General features: G+C 68.6%; 17 protein-coding genes and 1 pseudogene. 8 read left to right on the top strand and 10 right to left on the bottom strand.

All coding sequences use genetic code 11. The features are described from left to right. Positions 1-2: 2 nt before the first annotated feature. Together RT456_RS12010 and RT456_RS12005 are read right to left on the bottom strand one after the other, a co-directional pair. Positions 3-332, bottom strand: coding sequence for a hypothetical protein (locus tag RT456_RS12010; protein ID WP_313346861.1), 330 nt, complete (start codon positions 330-332; stop codon positions 3-5). Then, positions 329-898, bottom strand: coding sequence for an RNA polymerase sigma factor (locus RT456_RS12005; protein WP_313347065.1), 570 nt, complete (start codon positions 896-898; stop codon positions 329-331). Before RT456_RS12005 ends, RT456_RS12010 begins: the two co-directional genes overlap by 4 nt. Before the next feature lie 130 nt (positions 899-1,028). Between RT456_RS12005 and RT456_RS12000 the strand changes: the two genes are divergently transcribed. Both RT456_RS12000 and RT456_RS11995 read left to right on the top strand, forming a co-directional pair. Then, positions 1,029-1,337, top strand: a complete 309-nt coding sequence (locus RT456_RS12000; protein WP_313346858.1) for an NAD(P) transhydrogenase subunit alpha — start codon at positions 1,029-1,031, stop codon at positions 1,335-1,337. Continuing rightward, positions 1,334-2,788, top strand: a complete 1,455-nt coding sequence (locus RT456_RS11995; protein ID WP_313346855.1) for an NAD(P)(+) transhydrogenase (Re/Si-specific) subunit beta — start codon at positions 1,334-1,336, stop codon at positions 2,786-2,788. The genes RT456_RS12000 and RT456_RS11995 overlap by 4 nt, the downstream gene beginning before the upstream one ends. A gap of 77 nt (positions 2,789-2,865) precedes the next feature. Here RT456_RS11995 and RT456_RS11990 read toward each other — a convergent pair whose 3' ends face one another. Next, positions 2,866-3,285, bottom strand: coding sequence for a hypothetical protein (locus tag RT456_RS11990; protein WP_313346853.1), 420 nt, complete (start codon positions 3,283-3,285; stop codon positions 2,866-2,868). A 118-nt stretch (positions 3,286-3,403) separates the two neighbouring features. Here RT456_RS11990 and sufT point away from each other — a divergent pair, with 118 nt between their 5' ends. The 3 genes from sufT (at position 3,404) to RT456_RS11975 (ending at position 7,434) form a co-directional block, all read left to right on the top strand. After that, positions 3,404-3,955 (top strand): putative Fe-S cluster assembly protein SufT, encoded by a 552-nt coding sequence (sufT, locus tag RT456_RS11985; protein ID WP_171966895.1) that lies wholly within the window; start codon positions 3,404-3,406, stop codon positions 3,953-3,955. A gap of 61 nt (positions 3,956-4,016) precedes the next feature. Beyond that, positions 4,017-5,111 (top strand): branched-chain amino acid aminotransferase, encoded by a 1,095-nt coding sequence (locus tag RT456_RS11980; protein WP_313346851.1) that lies wholly within the window; start codon positions 4,017-4,019, stop codon positions 5,109-5,111. A gap of 577 nt (positions 5,112-5,688) precedes the next feature. Beyond that, positions 5,689-7,434, top strand: coding sequence for a S8 family peptidase (locus RT456_RS11975; RefSeq protein WP_313346848.1), 1,746 nt, complete (start codon positions 5,689-5,691; stop codon positions 7,432-7,434). A 168-nt stretch (positions 7,435-7,602) separates the two neighbouring features. Here RT456_RS11975 and RT456_RS11970 read toward each other — a convergent pair whose 3' ends face one another. The 3 genes from RT456_RS11970 to wrbA all read right to left on the bottom strand — a co-directional run bounded on the left by RT456_RS11970 (position 7,603) and on the right by wrbA (position 9,084). Then, complete coding sequence (locus RT456_RS11970) at positions 7,603-8,088, bottom strand: asparaginase domain-containing protein (protein ID WP_313346846.1); 486 nt, start codon at positions 8,086-8,088, stop codon at positions 7,603-7,605. A gap of 67 nt (positions 8,089-8,155) precedes the next feature. Beyond that, a complete protein-coding gene (locus tag RT456_RS11965) occupies positions 8,156-8,497 on the bottom strand; it encodes a DUF2069 domain-containing protein (RefSeq protein ID WP_313346844.1) in 342 nt (113 codons plus the stop codon). Next, entirely contained in the window at positions 8,494-9,084 is a 591-nt protein-coding gene (gene wrbA / locus RT456_RS11960; RefSeq protein WP_313346841.1) for an NAD(P)H:quinone oxidoreductase, read from the bottom strand. The genes RT456_RS11965 and wrbA overlap by 4 nt, the downstream gene beginning before the upstream one ends. Before the next feature lie 113 nt (positions 9,085-9,197). Between wrbA and RT456_RS11955 the strand changes: the two genes are divergently transcribed. Both RT456_RS11955 and RT456_RS11950 read left to right on the top strand, forming a co-directional pair. After that, a complete protein-coding gene (locus tag RT456_RS11955; RefSeq protein WP_313347062.1) occupies positions 9,198-10,472 on the top strand; it encodes a YihY family inner membrane protein in 1,275 nt (424 codons plus the stop codon). Next, positions 10,469-11,038 (top strand): TlpA disulfide reductase family protein, encoded by a 570-nt coding sequence (locus tag RT456_RS11950; protein WP_313346838.1) that lies wholly within the window; start codon positions 10,469-10,471, stop codon positions 11,036-11,038. The genes RT456_RS11955 and RT456_RS11950 overlap by 4 nt, the downstream gene beginning before the upstream one ends. 112 nt (positions 11,039-11,150) lie before the next feature. On the opposite strand, the gene ppk2 is transcribed toward RT456_RS11950, so the two are convergent. From ppk2 to hemA, 4 genes are all read right to left on the bottom strand, one after another. After that, entirely contained in the window at positions 11,151-11,918 is a 768-nt protein-coding gene (ppk2, locus tag RT456_RS11945) for a polyphosphate kinase 2 (RefSeq protein WP_313346836.1), read from the bottom strand. 104 nt (positions 11,919-12,022) lie between these two features. Then, entirely contained in the window at positions 12,023-13,723 is a 1,701-nt protein-coding gene (locus RT456_RS11940; RefSeq protein ID WP_313346833.1) for a tetratricopeptide repeat protein, read from the bottom strand. Beyond that, complete coding sequence (prfA, locus tag RT456_RS11935) at positions 13,720-14,805, bottom strand: peptide chain release factor 1 (protein ID WP_313346830.1); 1,086 nt, start codon at positions 14,803-14,805, stop codon at positions 13,720-13,722. The genes RT456_RS11940 and prfA overlap by 4 nt, the downstream gene beginning before the upstream one ends. Beyond that, positions 14,783-16,072, bottom strand: coding sequence for a glutamyl-tRNA reductase (gene hemA, locus RT456_RS11930; RefSeq protein WP_313346828.1), 1,290 nt, complete (start codon positions 16,070-16,072; stop codon positions 14,783-14,785). The genes prfA and hemA overlap by 23 nt, the downstream gene beginning before the upstream one ends. A gap of 64 nt (positions 16,073-16,136) precedes the next feature. Here hemA and RT456_RS11925 point away from each other — a divergent pair. Beyond that, positions 16,137-17,154: pseudogene (locus tag RT456_RS11925) on the top strand (hypothetical protein); the annotation flags it as partial.

Below are 17,154 nucleotides of genomic sequence, written 5' to 3'. Positions count from 1 at the left end.
GATCACTCCATTGCCAGGTCGGTCGTGCCCAGCCACACGTACAGGTCGGGATTTTCGTCGAGCACGTCGCCATTGTCATCGGTCGCGGTGGCGGCGACCTGCACCGGCGGCGTCACCGGCGGATGGAGGGTGAAACTGTAGCCCAGGCCCAGTGCGACCACCGCCGAACAGGCGGTGGCCAGCCACCAGCCGTGTGCGCGCGTGCGCCGGGGGGCGGCGTGGCGCGCGCTGCGCAGCCGCGCCAGCGTGGCCGGGGAAAGCTGGGCCACCGCCTGCGCGTGCAGCTGCTGCAGGGAGGCGTCGTCGTGGGTGGGGGAAAGCGGGCGGCTCACAGTTCGATCTCCAGGTGCTGCTGCAGCGCCTGCCGGGCGCGCGAAAGGTGGGTTTTGACGGCGCCTTCGCTGCAGCCCATGGCGGCGGCGGTGGTGGCGCCATCGAGCTGTTGCAGGACGCGCAAGGTGAAGGCCTCGCGCTGGCGTGCCGGCAGTTCGCGCAGCGCCTTCACCAGCTGGGCGTACTGGTCGCGCTGCTCATGCGCCTGGGCGGGCCCCGGCGCGGGATCGGCCCAGTCGATGTCGTGGTCGCCGGCCACATCGTCGTTGCTGCGCCAGAACCGCAGGCGGAACCCGCGACGGCGCTGCAGGTCCACCACCCGGCGGCGCAGGATGCTCCAGAACAGGGGCGACCACTCGCCGGCGGGCTTGTCGCGGTAGGCCAGCATGCGCAGCATCGCGTCCTGCACCGCATCCAGCGCATCGTCGCGCTGGCGCAGGCCTGCTTCGGCGAAGCGGAACGCGCGCGGGCCGATCCCGGCCAGGAACACGTCGAGCGAGACCGGCAGCACGGTGTCGGCGTCGGCATCGGCGGGCAGCGTCGGCAGGGAGGGGCTCACCAGCACAGGGTAGCGCTCGCGCAGGGGGGATACGGTGACAACGCGCCAGGGCGGCAACGGTTGACCGCGCTGCAGAACGGTTCAGCGCATGGTTATGATGCAGGGGACGGGATGACCGCCTGGAAGAGGGACTGCAATGAGCGACGGGTTCGTGGCGTTGTACATCTTCATGCTGGCCGCGATCGCGGGCCACGTGATCATTTCGCGGGTGCCGGTGATCCTGCATACCCCCCTGATGTCAGGGTCCAACTTCATCCACGGCATCGTGCTGATCGGTGCGATGGTGGTCCTGGGCCACGCGCAGACCCCGCTGGAGAAGATCATCGGGTTCATCGCCGTGGTGCTGGGCGCGGGCAACGCGGCGGGCGGCTACGTGGTGACCGAACGCATGCTGGACATGTTCAAGCCCAGCCAGAAGCGGGATACCGGGGAGAAGGCACCTTGAACGTCACTACGGCGCAACTGCTGCAGTGGCTGGTGCAGGTGAGCTACCTGGTGGCCGCCACCCTGTTCCTGCTGGGCCTGCAGCGCATGGCCTCGCCGATGACCGCCCGCAGCGGTATCCGCTGGGCCGGGCTGGGCATGCTGATCGCCACCGTGGCGACCTTCTTCCTGCCCGAGCTGCACAACGTGCCGCTGATCCTGGCGGCGGTGGCGATCGGTACCGGCGTGGCCTGGTGGTCGGCCAAGCGGGTGGCGATCACCGACATGCCGCAGATGGTGGCGTTGTACAACGGCATGGGCGGCGGTTCGGCCGCTGCGATCGGCGCGGTGGAGCTGCTGCGTTTCTCGTTCCTGGCCAGCCGCGATACGAGCCACTGGAGCGAGCAGGCCATCGCCGAACTGGCCGCGCGCCAGCCCTCGGTCACGGTGCTGGTGCTGGCCATCATCGGTTCGGCGATCGGTGCGGTGTCGCTGTCCGGCTCGATCATTGCCTGGGCCAAGCTGGACGGGCGGCTGGACCGGCGCGTGACCTTCCCCGGCCAGCAGGCCTTCAACCTGCTGGTGGCGGTGGCCATGGTCGGGCTGGGGATCTGGGCCGGGGTAAGCCTGAGCCCGGTGGCGATCGTCAGCTTCTTCGTGGTCGCGCTGGCGCTGGGCGTATTGATGACGCTGCCGATCGGCGGCGCCGACATGCCGGTGGTGATCTCGCTGTACAACGCGTTCACCGGCCTGGCCGTGGCCTTCGAGGGCTACGTGCTGGGCAATGAGGCATTGATCATCGCCGGCATGATGGTGGGTGCCGCCGGCATCCTGCTGACCCGGCTGATGGCCAAGGCAATGAACCGGCCGATCAGCGGCGTGCTGTTCTCCAACTTCGGCGGCGGCGGTACCGCGCAGGAAATCAGCGGTGCACAGAAGCCGATCGAGGCCAGCGACGTGGCCGCGATGCTGGCGTTCGCCGAACGGGTGGTGATCGTGCCGGGCTACGGCATGGCCGTGGCCCAGGCCCAGCACAAGGTGTGGGAGCTGGCGCAGCGGCTGATCGAGCGCGGGATCAAGGTGAAGTTCGCCATCCACCCGGTGGCCGGGCGCATGCCCGGGCACATGAACGTCCTGCTGGCCGAAGCCGGGGTGCCGTACGACCTGATCGCCGACATGGACGACATCAATCCGGAGTTCCCCAACACCGACGTGGTGCTGGTGATCGGCGCCAACGACGTGGTCAATCCGGTCGCGCGCACCGACCCGGCCAGCCCGATCTACGGCATGCCGATCCTGGACGTGGTCAACGCGCGCAACGTGGTGGTGATCAAGCGCGGCAAGGGCACCGGCTTTGCCGGCATCGAGAATGCGCTGTTCTACGCCGACAACGCCCGCATGCTCTACGGCGACGGGTCTGGCGCGGCCAGCGCCCTGGTCAGCGAACTCAAGGCATTGGATGGCGGGCATTGACCCATTGCCGCGAAAAAAGGGGACGTACCCTGTTAATTCCCGGATTAACAGGGTACGTCCCCTTTTTTATGAGGCGCTTACCGCGCGACCCACCACCCCACGACCAGGGCGACGCCCAGCCACAGCAGCTCGCCGGCACCATTGGCCAGCTGCACCAGGGTGAACGCCATGAAGGGGCCCATGCGCAACGCTGAATCCCACGGATCCAGCCCCATCGAGCCGCCCAGGTAGGCCGAGGCGATGCCCCAGTTGGCGGCCACGGCCACCAGCAGGGTGAAGGCCAGGGTCAGCACGACCCGCAGCGGACCGGCCCGCAGGTTGCCCAGGCGCAGCATGAAACCCAGCTCCAGTGCGGCCAGCACGGCCATCCAGCCGGCCTGGCGGCCGCTCAGCAGCGCGATGAACAACCAGGCCAGCGTGGCCGTGACGACTCCAATCAGCAACAGCGGGGGCCAGAGCCAGTGGACGGACCTGGCGGGCGCAGACGTGGGCGACATGCATTCTTCCTGTAAGTCCCCACAGGATACCGGCTTGCGTGGTGACCGGCGCGTGGGCGGCCACTGGGCTAAAATGTCCGCCTTGCGGGAATTGGCCGCGACCCCCATATCGATCCACATGTACTCCCGTAGCAGCGAACCTGTCCACTTCGAACGCGACTGCGAGGCCGTCATGGTCCCGCAGGGCGAAACGGTCACCCTGCCGGCCGGCAGCTATGGCTATATCACCCAGGCACTGGGTGGCAGCTACACGGTGTTCGTCGAAGGCAATCTGTTCCGCATCGCCGGCAAGGACGGCGACGCCATCGGCAAGGAACCGCCGCCGGCCCTGGAACTGCCCGCCGACGCCTCCGACGAGGAGGTCGAAAAACTGGTGTGGCAGCAGCTGCGCACCTGCTTCGATCCCGAGATCCCCTTCAACATCGTCGACCTCGGCCTGGTGTACGAAGTGGAGCTCAAGCACCTGGACGACGGCCAGCGCGAGGTGGACATCAAGATGACCCTCACCGCGCCCGGCTGTGGCATGGGCGACATCCTGGTGGATGACGTGCGCAGCAAGCTGGAAATGATCCCGACCGTTGCCGAAGCGGATGTGGAGCTGGTGTTCGACCCGCCGTGGAACCAGCACATGATGTCCGAGGCCGCACGCCTCGAAACCGGCATGCTGTAATTGACCCGCCGCAGCTGTGCCGGCGGCGTGTGTTCCCCGTAACCAGAACAGGAAATATCCGGTGTCCCAGTCTTCCGTGAGCTTCACCACCACCCGTTCCGCCCAGCCGCGCAGCAGCGAGGAGCGTGATCGCATCCTGGCCGCCCCCGGTTTTGGTCTGCACTTCACCGACCACATGGTGGAAGTGCGCTGGGACAAGGACACCGGCTGGCACGATGCCAGCGTGCGCCCGTACGGCCCGCTGCAGCTGGACCCGGCCGCCGCCGTGCTGCACTACGGCCAGGAAATCTTCGAAGGCATCAAGGCGTACCGCCATGCCGACGGCTCGATCTGGACCTTCCGCCCCGATGCCAACGGCCGCCGCCTGCAGCGTTCGGCGCAGCGCCTGGCGCTGCCGGAGCTGCCGGTGGACATCTTTGTCGAATCGCTGAAGCAGATGATCGCCGTGGATGCGGACTGGGTGCCGTCGGCCGACGAATCCAGCCTGTACTTCCGCCCGTTCATGATTGGCGACGAAGCCTTCCTCGGCGTGCGCGGCGCGCAGAAGGCCGGTTACTACGTGATTGCCAGCCCGGCGGGCCCGTACTTCGCCAAGGGCGTGGCGCCGGTGTCGATCTGGCTGTCCACCGAGTATGCGCGCGCGGCCAAGGGCGGTACCGGCGCGGCCAAGTGCGGCGGCAACTACGCCGCGTCGCTGCTGCCGCAGCAGAAGGCGCAGGCGCAGGGCTGCTCGCAGGTGCTGTTCCTGGACCCGGTCGAGGGCAAGTACCTGGAAGAACTGGGCGGCATGAACGTGTTCCTGGTCTACAAGGACGGCACGCTGGTGACGCCCGAACTGTCCGGCAGCATCCTGGAAGGCATCACCCGCGAGAGCATCCTGCAGCTGGCCCGCGACCGCGGCATGAAGGTGGTGGAGCGCAAGGTGACCATCGACGAGTGGAAGCAGGGCGTGGCCTCGGGCGAGATCGCCGAGGTGTTCGCCTGCGGCACCGCCGCCGTGGTCACCCCGATCGGCCAGCTCAAAGGCGACGGCTTCGCGGTGGGCGACCTGAACGCCCCGGCCGGCGAAGTGACGATGTCGCTGCGCAAGGAGCTGACCGACATCCAGTACGGCCGCCTGCCTGACCGCCACGGTTGGCTGGTGCGCCTGGGCTGATCGGTCGATCCGCCGCTGGACCTGAAAGGCCCGCCTGGCAACAGGCGGGCCTTTTTCATGGGCGCCCGTAGAGCCACGCCCTGCGTGGCTGCGCAGTGCCCGGTAGAGCCACGCCCTGCGTGGCTGCGCAGTGCCCGGTAGAGCCACGCCCATGCGTGGCTGCGCGGTGCCCGGTAGAGCCACGCCCTGCGTGGCTGACGCCCTCCCGCCGAAACACGCCTCTAAACGATCCAAATCTCCCTAACCAATTGATGCGCAAGCAATGTCTTGCCCCTGACGCACAAGACAGTGACGCAGGACACGGAATTCCCTCCCGCAGACACGCCGCCTATCAAAAAGTTTCTTCACATTCACAAACCCTTGACCCTGGATGTCTCAGATCGAAACTTTCACAACACTGAAAGCGGGCTGAAACGTTGTTGGGGTGGGTCGAAACCACTAGCGTCCGGGATCGGGCGGTTCATCAGGGGAAACCGATCCATCTTTCAGGCTCGATCCGCGCCATCTCTCCACAGCGACCGGATTGCGCCGACCTCCGCCGCATTGACGGCATCCTTCAGTCTTAAAGGGAAATCCGATGTCTCATGATTCGCAGCACCGCTTGCGTCAGCGCGCATTGGTTGTACTGGGTGGTTCGGTTCTCTCGACCCTGCTGCTTGCCGCCCCGGCCTTCGCCGGCGATGTGCAGTTGAGCGGGCTGTCGTCCGCGCCGACCCATCAGCGCTTCATCGTGAAGTACCGTAACGGCGCCACCGACGTGGCCAACCCGACGGTGCTGGCCAGCTCGCTCAAGGCGGCGGCATCGGCGGTACCGGCTGCGCAGGGGCGCGCGCTGGGCCTGCAGAAGCTGCGCCAGCTGGCCATCGGGCCGACCGTGGTCAAGGCGGACCGTCCGTTGGACGCGGCCGAATCCGAACTGCTGATGCGCCGCCTGGCGGCCGATCCCAACGTGGAGTACGTGGAAGTCGATCAGCTGATGCAGGCCACGCTGGTGCCCAATGACGCGCGCCTGTCCGAGCAGTGGGGCTTCGGCACCAGCAATGCCTCGATCAACGTGCGTCCGGCGTGGGACAAGGCCACCGGCACCGGCGTGGTGGTGGCCGTGATCGATACCGGCATCACCAACCATCCCGATCTCAACGCCAACATCCTGCCCGGCTACGACTTCATCAGCGACGCGGCAATGGCGCGCGATGGTGGCGGCCGTGACAACAATGCCAACGACGAAGGCGACTGGTACGCCGCCAACGAATGCGGCGCCGGCTATCCGGCCTCCAATTCCAGCTGGCACGGCACGCACGTGGCCGGCACCATCGCCGCGGTGACCAACAACACCACCGGCGTGGCGGGCACCGCGTACAACGCCAAGGTGGTTCCGGTGCGCGTGCTCGGCAAGTGCGGCGGTTACACCTCCGACATCGCCGATGCGATCGTGTGGGCATCCGGTGGCACCGTCAGCGGCGTGCCGGCCAATGCCAACCCGGCCGAAGTGATCAACATGTCGCTGGGCGGCGGTGGCACCTGTTCCACCACCTACCAGAACGCCATCAACGGCGCGGTGTCGCGCGGCACCACCGTGGTGGTGGCAGCGGGCAACAGCAACGCCAACGTGTCCTCGTCGGTACCGGCCAACTGCGCCAACGTGATCGCGGTGGCGGCCACCACCTCGGCCGGTGCGCGTGCCAGCTTCTCCAACTACGGTGCCGGCATCGATATCTCGGCCCCGGGCCAGGCGATCCTGTCCACGCTCAACAGCGGCACCACGGTGCCGGGCACCGCCTCCTACGCGTCCTACAACGGCACCTCGATGGCGGCGCCGCATGTGGCCGGCGTGGTTGCGCTGGTGCAGTCGGTCGCGCCGACCGCGCTGTCGCCGGCGGCCGTGGAGACCCTGCTCAAGAGCACCGCACGGGCCCTGCCGGGCGCCTGCAGTGGCGGCTGCGGTGCGGGCATCGTCAATGCCGACGCCGCCGTGACCGCCGCACTCAACGGCACCAACCCGAACCCGGGCACCGGCACCGTGCTGCAGAACAACGTGCCGGTCACCGGCCTGGGCGCGGCCAGCGGTGCCGCACTGGCCTACACGGTCACCGTCCCGTCGGGCAGTTCGCAGCTGAAGGTGACCATCACCGGCGGTAGCGGCGATGCCGACCTGTACGTGCGCTCGGGCAGCGCGCCGACCGACACCGTCTACAACTGCCGCCCGTACCTGAGCGGCAACAACGAGACCTGCACCATCAGCGCGCCGGCCGCCGGCACCTGGCATGTGCGGCTGAAGGCGTACAGCACCTTCTCCGGCGTGACGCTGACCGCGCAGTACTGAGCCCAGCCCCTCTCCAGTGGGCAACGCCCCGGCCTCGGCCGGGGCGTTCTTGTTCATCGGTACGATGGACGAGAACGCGTGGGCACCCACCGTCGGTAGGCACACATACCGTTCAAAGGTCGCCCGACCAGCGGTCGGTGGCTACCGACGCTGGAGGCGGTTCCCGCCTCACGCGTCTTCGAACCGATTCGCGGCCACGTTCTTGCGCACGTGTTCGGGATTCCAGATGCGGCCGTTCATGGCGATGTACACGCCCGGCTGCAGCGACTGCACCGCGCCGATCGCGCAGCCGATGTTGAACTCGGCGTCCGAACCACGGAAGCGCGCCGGGCTCAGCGCACCGGTCATCACGATGGTCTTGTCGGTGATGCTCCTGAGCACCTGGCCGGTCTGCACCATCGAGTCGGTGCCGTGGGTCACCAGCACGTGGCGGGTCGGCTGGGCCGCGATGGTGGCGCGGATCAGTTCCCGGTCCTCGTCGGTGATGTGCAGCGAGTCCTTGCGCAGGATCGGAATCACGTTGAAACGGAAGGTCACGCCAAGCTCGCGCAGGATCATCCCGATCTGTGGATCGCCAATCTGGTAGTCCGACTTGTCGTCGAAGTAGATCTTGTCGATCGTGCCACCGGTGGTGATGATCAGTAGTTCTTCCATTGCAGCAATCCTGGTTGACGGTGAGCTGCGCGGAGACGCCGCGCCATGCGCCAATGATACGGCGGGTCTACGCGTTGCGCTTCCCGAAGCGGCGGCGCAGGCCCGGCGCGCTGGCGACACCGATGACGGCCAGTGCCAGCAGCAGCTCCAGCCAGGCCCACCGCGCGGTGTCGGGATGGCTCCAGGCGCTCATGACCCCATGGCTGAACCAGAACAGGGCCAGCACGCCCGCCCAGAACTCGGCCTTGCCGCGTCCGCTCAGCACGCCAATGGCAAGCAGCAGCGGCGGTGCCGTGAAAACCAGCTGGCTGGCCAGCCAGTGCCGGTCGTTGGCGAACCAGACCGCGAACACCACCGCCAAGGCGAGCAGCAGCGCGGCCAACGTTCCCTTCTGCGCGCGCGGGCTCATCCCAGCCGCCGGGCGATGTCGGCCACGCGGCGGCCCAGCGCCCTGGCCAGGATCGCCTCGTCCTCGCTGGGTACCGGGTTGTCGTCCGCGCCAGCTACATGGCTGGCGCCATAGGGCGTGCCGCCGGTGGTGGTATGGCTGAGCGCCGGTTCGGTGAAGGGAATGCCCACGATCAGGCAGCCGTGGTGGAGCAGCGGAACCTGCATCGACAGCAGCGTGGACTCCTGGCCGCCGTGCAGCGATGCGGTGGAGGTGAACACCCCCGCCGGCTTGCCGGCCAAAGTGCCGTTGACCCATTCGGCGCCCAGCCCGTCCAGGAAGTGCTTCACCGGCGCGGCCATGTTGCCGAAACGGGTGGGGCTGCCCAGCAGCAGCCCGGCGCACTCGGCCAGGTCGTCCACGCTTACGTAGGGGGCGCCTTCGTCGGGCACCGGCGGCCGTGCGGTCTGCGTCACTGCCGCGACCGGCGGCACCGTGCGCAGGCGTGCGCCCATGCCGGGCACTTCGCCGATGCCGCGCGCGATCTGGCGGGCAAGCCGTGCCACCGAACCGCCGCGGCTGTAGTACAGCACCAGGATCTCCGCCATCTCGCTTCCGTTGTGTCCAGTCGAACCGCAGTATGGCAATGCCGGTCGCCAAGGGCGAGCGTACGGTGCTGCGAATACGTATCCGTCTCCCCGCATCGGGTACGCTTGCCCCGATGGAACCCCTGGATACCCTCAACCTGTGGATGGAGCGCGTGCGTGACCGCGCGCGTACCGCCAGCTTCGGTCGCTTCCTGTGGCGCCGCTTCCTGGACGATCGCCTGTTCCAGGCCGCCGCCTCGCTGGCCTACACCACGGTGTTCGCGCTGGTGCCCCTGGCCATCGTGGTCTTCGGCGTGCTCTCGGCGTTCCCCGTGTTCGACCGCTGGAGCGACACGCTCAGCGACTACGTGTTCTCCAACTTCGTACCCAATGCGGCGCGCGCCGCCGAGGGCTACCTGCGCCAGTTCTCGGCCAGCGCCGGCCAGCTCACCGCCGCCGGTTTCATCGCGCTGGTGGTGTCGCTGCTGATCACCCTCAACAGCGTGGAGCAGACCTTCAACCAGATCTGGCGCGTCAGTTCGGCGCGACCCAGGCTCACCCGCTTCCTGGTGTACTGGACGGTGTTGACGCTGGGCGCGATGCTTGCCGCCGCCTCACTGGCGGTGTCGGCACGGGTGTTTGCGCTGCCCCTGTTCGGCACCAGCGAAGGCCGCCTGCTGGCCAACGCCTCGCTGACGCTGGCGCCGATCCTGATCGAATTCGTCTGCATCATGCTCGTCTACCGCGTGGTTCCGCATCACGTGGTGAAGTGGCGGCATGCCATCCCCGGCGCGATCCTGGCGGCGGTGATGCTGGAGCTGGTGAAGTGGGGCATGGGCGCCTACCTGGGCAGCTTCCAGTCCTACCAGAAGCTCTACGGCACGGTGGCCTTCGTGCCGATCCTGCTGCTGTGGATCTACCTGTGCTGGGTCTCGGTGCTGCTTGGCGCTTCGCTGGCGTCGTCGATCGCCGCGTTCCGCTACCAGCCGGCCGAGCTGCGCCTGCCCACCGGCTATGAGATCTACGGCCTGCTGCGCCTGATCGGGCGCCTGCAGCAGGCGCGCGTCGATGGGCGCGGGCTGGATGAGGACGAGATCATGCGGCTGGAGCCGATGCTGACCGATTCGCTGTTGCAGACCATGCTCTGCGACCTCGAGGCGATCCGCGTGGTACGCCGCGACGAGCGGGGCGAATGGCTGCTCTCGCGCGACCTGGAGAAGCTCACCCTGGCCGATCTCTACGAAACCACGCAGATGCGCATTCCGGTGAAGGAAGCCTACCTGCCGTACCGCGACGACAGCCTCGGCACGGCCTCGGTGGCCGCGCTGGACACGTTGCGGCTGCCCCTGCGCGAGCTGCTCAAGCGCCGCGTCAGTGATATCTATTCCACGCCTGGAGACACACCATGACCCTCAAGCCCCTGCTGCTGGCCGTCAGCCTGTTGGCCCTGGCCGGCTGCAACAAGCCGACCGCCCAGCCTGATGCCACCCCGCCGGCGCCGGCACCTGCGCCGGTCACCGAGCCGGCGACGCCTGCCGCGCCTGACGCCGCGCCCGAGGCCGAGCGCAAGACCGTCGACCAGCCGCGGCTGGTATTGCCGGCGGTGGACGGCAGCACCTACGACCTTGCCGCGCACCGTGGCAAGTGGGTGGTGGTGAACTTCTGGGCCACCTGGTGCGCACCGTGCCGCAAGGAAATGCCGGAGCTGTCCGCGCTGCATGCCATGCGCGAGGAGATCGAGGTGGTGGGCCTGGCCTACGAGGACATCGAGCCGGGCGAGATGAAGGCGTTTCTGCAGAAGCGTCCCGTCACCTATCCGATCGTGATCGTGGACACCTACAACCCGCCGGAAGATTTCGCCATCCCGCGCGGCCTGCCGATGACCTACCTGATTGCGCCGGACGGCAAGGTCGCCAAGGAATTCCTGGGCCCGGTAACGGCGCATGACATTGAACAGCGGATCGCGCAGCGCTAGACCGAAGGCGTAGACCCGACGGGACGGCCCGACCGGGTAGAGCCGACTGGGTAGAGCCGACTGGGTAGAGCCGACTGTTAGTCGGCTGCCCTCCATCAACGCGCCACATTGCTCAGACGTTGATAGGCTTCAAGACCCCGAAGTGTTCCTCATGCAGCTTGCCCTTCAACGGCGGCAGCTCGAGGATCGGCTCATCGACGCTGGTATCCGGCAGGCGATCCAGCAGGTTGCGGATCAGGCCCAGCCGGCCGCGCTTCTGGTCGTTGAAGTCCACCAGCGTCCAAGGCGCCTCCTCGCGATGGGTGGCGCGCAGCATCGCTTCGCGCGCCTCGGTATAGGCGGTGTACCTGCTGCGCGACTTCAGGTCGACCGGCGACAGCTTCCAGCCCTTGAGCGGGTCGATGTGGCGCTCGGCGAACCGCTTTTCCTGCTGCACCTGGTCCACGGTGAGCCAGTACTTGAAGAGCAGAATGCCGTCGTCCACCAGCAGCTTTTCGAAGACCGGCGTCTGTGCCAGGAAGGCGTGGTACTGCGCTTCCGTGCAATACCCCATCACGTGCTCGACCCCGGCGCGGTTGTACCAGCTGCGGTCCATCAGCACGATCTCGCCGGCGGCCGGCAGGTGCGACACATAGCGCTGGAAGTACCACTGCCTGCTTTCCCGGTCGGTGGGCTTGGGCAGCGCCACCACCTTGCACTGGCGTGGATTGAGGTGTTCGGCGATGGCCTGGATCGCGCCTCCCTTGCCGGCGGTGTCACGCCCCTCCAGCAGGACCAGCACGCGTTGCCCGGTGTGCTGCACCCAGCGCGCCATCGTGGTGAGTTCCAGCTGCATCGGTTCGAGCAGTTCCTGATAGTCCTTGCGCTTGAGCTTGCCCATGCGTGCCTCATGGTGAACAGGAGTTCCAAGGTTACACGGGAGCACCTGATGGGCCTGTAACGGTTCATGGCGAACGGCTCGCCGATGCCGCCCGGCAGAGCCGATCAGAGGCCCTGCCAGCCGTTTTCCCTGGCCATCCCCTCGACCTGCACACGGAAGTCCTGCGCAAACGCCGCCATGTCGAACACGCCGCTGGTGTCCCGTGCGCTGGCCAACCTGTCGCGCAGCGCCGCCAGGGCCGCCGGGTCGTTGCCAAGCGCGATCGCCGTGGCGACGAAGGCGCGATCGTCGGCGGCATTCATCTCCGCCATCTGCAGGTGGTGGTTGAGACTGCCGGCCACCCGCGAGGCGAACGTGTCTCCTGGGCAGGTGAGCACCGGGCACCCGGCCCACAGGGCGTCGGACGCGGTGGTGTGCGCGTTGTACGGATGCGTGTCCAGGAACAGGTCGGCGTGCTGGTAGCGCGCCAGGTAGGTGGGATGCGGCAGCTTCGGCATGAACACCAGCCGGGCCGCATCCAGCCCGGCCTCGCTCGCCGCCGCACGCAGCCGTGCATCGGCGTTGCCGGGCCCGGACAGCAGCCACAGCACGCTGCCCGGCACGCCGTGCAGCACCGCGAACGCGCGCTGCACGCTGCGCGGGTTGAGCTTGTAGCTGTTGTTGAAGCAGCAGAACACCAGGCCGCGTGACGGCAGCCCGCAGGCCTCGCGGGCGGGTGCGGCCTCCAGCGCGCGGGTGTTGTCCGAGGGCTGGAACGCACGCGGCAGCCGGCGCACCGTTTCGCTGAAGGCGGCTGCCAGGGCGTCGGGCAGCACGAAGCGATCGGCCAGCACGTAGTCGATCCAGCGCGCGCCGGAGGTGCCGGGGTAGGCCAGCCAGTTCACCTGTACCGGGGCGGGGCGCATCGCCAGGACCGTCGGCGTGCCGCCACCGCCCCAGCCGCGCAGGTCGAACAGCACATCGATGCCAGTGTCGCGGATGCGCGCGGCGATCGACTGGTGCGGCAGCGACGCAACATCGTGCAGCGTATCGGCGGCGGCCTGCAGGCGGGCACGGATCGCGCTGCGGTCATCGCCGTTGAGCGCGAACAGGTGCAGCTCCAGCGTACCCAGTGTGCGCAGCTGCTCGAACAGCGCCACGGTCAGCAGCCCGGTCGGGTGCGCGCCGAAGCCATTGGACAGAAAGCCCACCCGCAGCCGCCCCTGCCGGCGCACCTGTGCCGGTGGCAGCGGGCGCAACCCGTCGGCAATTCCCGCCGCGCGTTGCCGCGCGCAGGCCAGCTGCTCGGCGGCGCTGGCGTCTTCGCTCAGGAACGCGAACGGCTCGACCACCGCATGGCCCTGCGCCACGGCCTGGCGGACCTGGTTGGACAGGGCCTCCAGCCCGCGCCAGTCGCACAGCCGGCGCTGCCAGTTGAGCAGCTGCGCGGTGATGTAGGGCTCGCCGGGCAGCAGGCGATGCGCATGCCGGTAGGCATCGGCGGCGGCTTCCGGTTGCCCGGCGTCTTCCAGTGCGTGGCCGAGCCACAGCGCGATTCCCGGGTGTTCGGGCACCAGACGCGCGGCCTGCCGCAGCAGCGCGGCAGCCTCGTCGTGGCGGCCCTGCATCCAGCGCGTGCGACCCTGCCGCGCCAGCGCCTCGGGGTGGCCGGGACGCAGCTGCAGCGCGCGCGTGGCGGCGTGGTCGCCGGCGTTGATGTCGCCGGCCTCCAGCTCGGCATCGGCCAGCATCACCCAGGCGATGAAGTCGTGCGGGTTGCGCTGCACCGCCCCGCGCAGCTGTTCGCGCTGCGGGTCCATGCTCACGCGCCTGCGGAGAGCTGGGCCAGTTCGTCGGCCTGGTGTTCGTGGATCAAGCGTTCGACCAGCGTATCCAGCTCGCCGGCGATGATGTTGGGCAGGTCGTACAGGGTCAGGCCCTCGACGCGGTGGTCGGTGATCCGGCCCTGCGGGAAGCTGTAGGTGCGGATGCGCTGGCTGCGGTCGCCACTGCCCACCTGCAGCCGGCGGCTTTCGGCGGTGGCCGCGGCCTGCTTGCTGCGCTCGCTGTCCAGCAGCTGCGCCTTCAAGCGCTTCATCGCCTTGTCGCGGTTGGCGTGCTGGCTGCGTTCGGTCTGGCACTCCACCACCACGCCGCTTGGCATGTGGGTGATGCGGATGGCCGACTCGGTCTTGTTGACGTGCTGGCCGCCGGCGCCGGACGAACGGAAGGTATCCACCCGCAGGTCGGCCGGGTTGATCACGATCTCATCGACCTCGTCGGCCTCGGGAATGATCGCCACCGTGGCCGCCGAGGTGTGGATGCGGCCCTGCGATTCGGTGGCCGGAACGCGCTGCACGCGGTGGGTGCCGGACTCGAACTTCAGCTTCGAGTACGCGCCGCGCCCGACCACGCGTGCCACGATCTCCTTGTAGCCGCCGTGTTCGCCCGGGCTGTCCGATTCGATCTCGACCTTCCAGCCCTGGCGCTCGGCGTAGCGTGCGTACATGCGGAACAGATCGCCGGCGAAGATCGCCGCTTCGTCGCCACCGGTACCCGCGCGCACTTCCAGGAACAGGTTGCCTTCATCGCGCGGATCGCGCGGCACCAGCAGCAGCGCCAGGTCCTGGTCCAGCTGCTGCAGGCGTTCCTGCGCGGCGGTGATTTCTTCTTCGGCCAGCTCGCGCAGGTCCGGGTCGGCGCGCATCGCTTCGGCGGCGGCCAGGTCGGCCAGCGCGCGCGATTCATCGGCCAGGGCGGTGGCGATCGGCTGCAGCTGCGCGAACTCGCGCGAGAAGCTGCGGAAGCGGTCGTTGTCGCTTACCACGGCCGGGTCCGCCAGCAGGCGTTCAAGTTCTTCGCGGCGCTCGGCCAGCGCTTCCAGCTTACGGCGCAGGGTCGGCGTCATCGTTGCTCACAGAAACAGGAGGGTGTTGGTAACCCGGCTTGGCCGGGAACAGGCGCTCGGCGGCGCGGGTCAGTTCGGTATCGCCGGTGAGGGCGGCCGCACGCAGTGCCGCCGTCGGCGGGTGCAGCAGGCGGTTGGTCAGGCCGTGCGCGAGCAGCTCCAGCACCTCGTCCGGCGATTTGCCGTGGGCCAGCTGCTGGCGGGCTTTCTCCAGCATCTCCACGCGGGTGGCCTCGCCGTAGGCGCGCAGTTGCAGCAGCGGCGCCTGGTGGGCACTGGCCTGCAGCGTTTCGACGAAGCGCGCGACCTGCAGCTCGATGATCGCCTCGGCTTCGGCGGCGGCCTCGCGGCGGCTGCGGCGGTTGTCTTCCACCGCGCGCTCCAGGTCGTCCACCGTGTACAGGAACGCATCCTGCAGCTCGCCCACGCCGCTTTCGATGTCGCGCGGCACCGCCAGGTCGAACAGCAGCATCGGCTTGTGCTTGCGCGAGCGCAGCGCGGCGGCGACCTGCGCGCGCGTGATCACCGGCTCGCGCGCGGCGGTCGCCGAGAACACCACGTCGGCGTCGCCCAGGTGGCGCTCCAGCTCGGTCAACGGCAGCGCCACGCCGCCGTGGCGGCTGGCCAGCTCCTGGGCGTGGGCGAGGGTGCGGTTGGCGATCAGCAGGCGGCGCACGCGGCCCTCGCTGAGGTGCCGGGCCGCCAGCTCGATGGTCTCGCCTGCACCGACCAGCAGCACCGTTGAATCCTCAAGGCGTGCGAACGAGTGCTGGGCCAGGCGCACTGCGGTGGATGCCACCGAGACCGGGTTGGCGCCCACGCGGGTGTCGGTGCGGGCCCGCTTGGCCACCGAGAAGGTCTGCTGGAACAGCCGGTCCAGCCGCTGCCCGAGCAGGCCATGGTCGCGCGCGGTGGCCCAGGCGTCCTTGACCTGGCCCAGGATCTGCGGCTCGCCCAGCACCATCGAGTCCAGTCCGGTGGCGACCCGGAACAGGTGGCGCACCGCGTCGGCATCGGCGTGCTGGTACAGGTACCCCTGCAGCTGCCCGGCATGGGACTCCAGCCACTGGGCCAGCGCATCGCCGGATTCGGCCACCGCGTAGAGCTCGGTACGGTTGCAGGTGGAGAGCAGCACCGCCTCGGCCACCTGTGGGGTATCGCGCAGCGACGCCAATGCCTGGGGCAGGGCGTCGCCGCCAAAGGACACGCGTTCGCGCAGTTCCACTGGCGCGGTCTGGTGATTCAGTCCGAGCACCCACAGGGTCATTGTTCAGTTGCTTGCGATAAGCTGCTGGCCATTCAAGTCGTCATTTTAAGGCCAGAAGCCCCCGATGCCCGCATTGATTCGCATCTCCAGCGTTCTGCTGCTGTCCCTTGTCGCCGCCAGCGCCGTCGCGGCGGTGCCGAAGGCGCCTGCCGGCAAGGCCGCGCAGGCCGAACCGGCATCGCTGACCCCGGTCATGGCCGGCGAATTCGCGCTGCAGGCCGGCAAGCTGGCCGACGCCGCGCGCTGGTACCTGGAGGCGGCCGAGGCCGGCCGCGACGACGCCGGCCTGGCCGAGCGGGCCACCCGCATCGCCATGCTGGCCGACGATGACACCCGCGCCGCGCGCGCCCTCGCCCTGTGGGAGCAGCGCGCCCCGCGCACGCTGGCCATGCGCAGCAGCGCCGCCGCGCTGGATCTGCGCAAGGGTGATGTGAAGGCCGCGCGCACCGAGCTGGCAGCCCTGCTGCGCGATCCGGATCCGCGTGGCTGGAAGTTCGCCCTGGCCGCCCTGGTGGGTGGCAGCCGCGACCCGGCTGCCGCCGCGGACGTGCTGGCGTTGCTGGTCGACGACAACGCCATTCCGGACCAGCTGGAGCCGTGGCAGGAGTTCGGCCGGCTGTCGATGCGCATGGACCGGCCGGAGCTGGCCAAGCGGATGGTCGATGAAGTGGTGCGCCGCTTCCCGAACGAACCGCGGGTGGCCCTGTTGAACGCCAGCCTGCTGTTCCAGGCCGGCAAGGCCGACGAGGCGCTGGCCGCGCTGCGCACGGTCGAGCCGCGCACCCGCGAAGACCCCGAGCTGCGCAATGCGGTGGCCATTGCCTACGACGCCATGGGCGATACCGGCGCGGCCGCGCGCGTGCTGTCGGTGGGCCCGCAGAACGTGCAGACCTGGGGCATGCGTGCCTCGCTGCTGGCCAAACAGAAAGACGACGTGGCCCTGGCCGCGCTGTACGCGGACCTCTCCAAGCAGGCCACCAGGCCGGACCCCGCGCAGCGCCTGCTGCTGGGCAAGATCGCCGAATACCTGAAGCGCAATGCCGAAGCGGTGGACTGGTACCACAGCGTGCCCGGTGGCGAAG

It is taken from the genome of Stenotrophomonas sp. (assembly GCF_032099025.1).
Taxonomy (GTDB): Bacteria; Pseudomonadota; Gammaproteobacteria; order Xanthomonadales; family Xanthomonadaceae; genus Stenotrophomonas.
The sequence above is the reverse complement of the archived record's forward strand: the minus strand, read 5'-3'. Positions and strand labels throughout refer to the sequence as shown.

Coding starts and splice junctions, on each gene's coding strand:
- prfA (WP_313346830.1), bottom strand. CDS start 14,805: ATGACGCCGACCCTGCGCCGTAAGCTGGAAGCGCTGGCCGAGCGCCGC.
- RT456_RS11975 (WP_313346848.1), top strand. CDS start 5,689: ATGTCTCATGATTCGCAGCACCGCTTGCGTCAGCGCGCATTGGTTGTA.
- RT456_RS11965 (WP_313346844.1), bottom strand. CDS start 8,497: ATGAGCCCGCGCGCGCAGAAGGGAACGTTGGCCGCGCTGCTGCTCGCC.
- hemA (WP_313346828.1), bottom strand. CDS start 16,072: ATGACCCTGTGGGTGCTCGGACTGAATCACCAGACCGCGCCAGTGGAA.
- ppk2 (WP_313346836.1), bottom strand. CDS start 11,918: ATGGGCAAGCTCAAGCGCAAGGACTATCAGGAACTGCTCGAACCGATG.
- RT456_RS11955 (WP_313347062.1), top strand. CDS start 9,198: ATGGAACCCCTGGATACCCTCAACCTGTGGATGGAGCGCGTGCGTGAC.
- RT456_RS12000 (WP_313346858.1), top strand. CDS start 1,029: ATGAGCGACGGGTTCGTGGCGTTGTACATCTTCATGCTGGCCGCGATC.
- RT456_RS11990 (WP_313346853.1), bottom strand. CDS start 3,285: ATGTCGCCCACGTCTGCGCCCGCCAGGTCCGTCCACTGGCTCTGGCCC.
- RT456_RS11950 (WP_313346838.1), top strand. CDS start 10,469: ATGACCCTCAAGCCCCTGCTGCTGGCCGTCAGCCTGTTGGCCCTGGCC.
- RT456_RS11970 (WP_313346846.1), bottom strand. CDS start 8,088: ATGGAAGAACTACTGATCATCACCACCGGTGGCACGATCGACAAGATC.
- wrbA (WP_313346841.1), bottom strand. CDS start 9,084: ATGGCGGAGATCCTGGTGCTGTACTACAGCCGCGGCGGTTCGGTGGCA.
- sufT (WP_171966895.1), top strand. CDS start 3,404: ATGTACTCCCGTAGCAGCGAACCTGTCCACTTCGAACGCGACTGCGAG.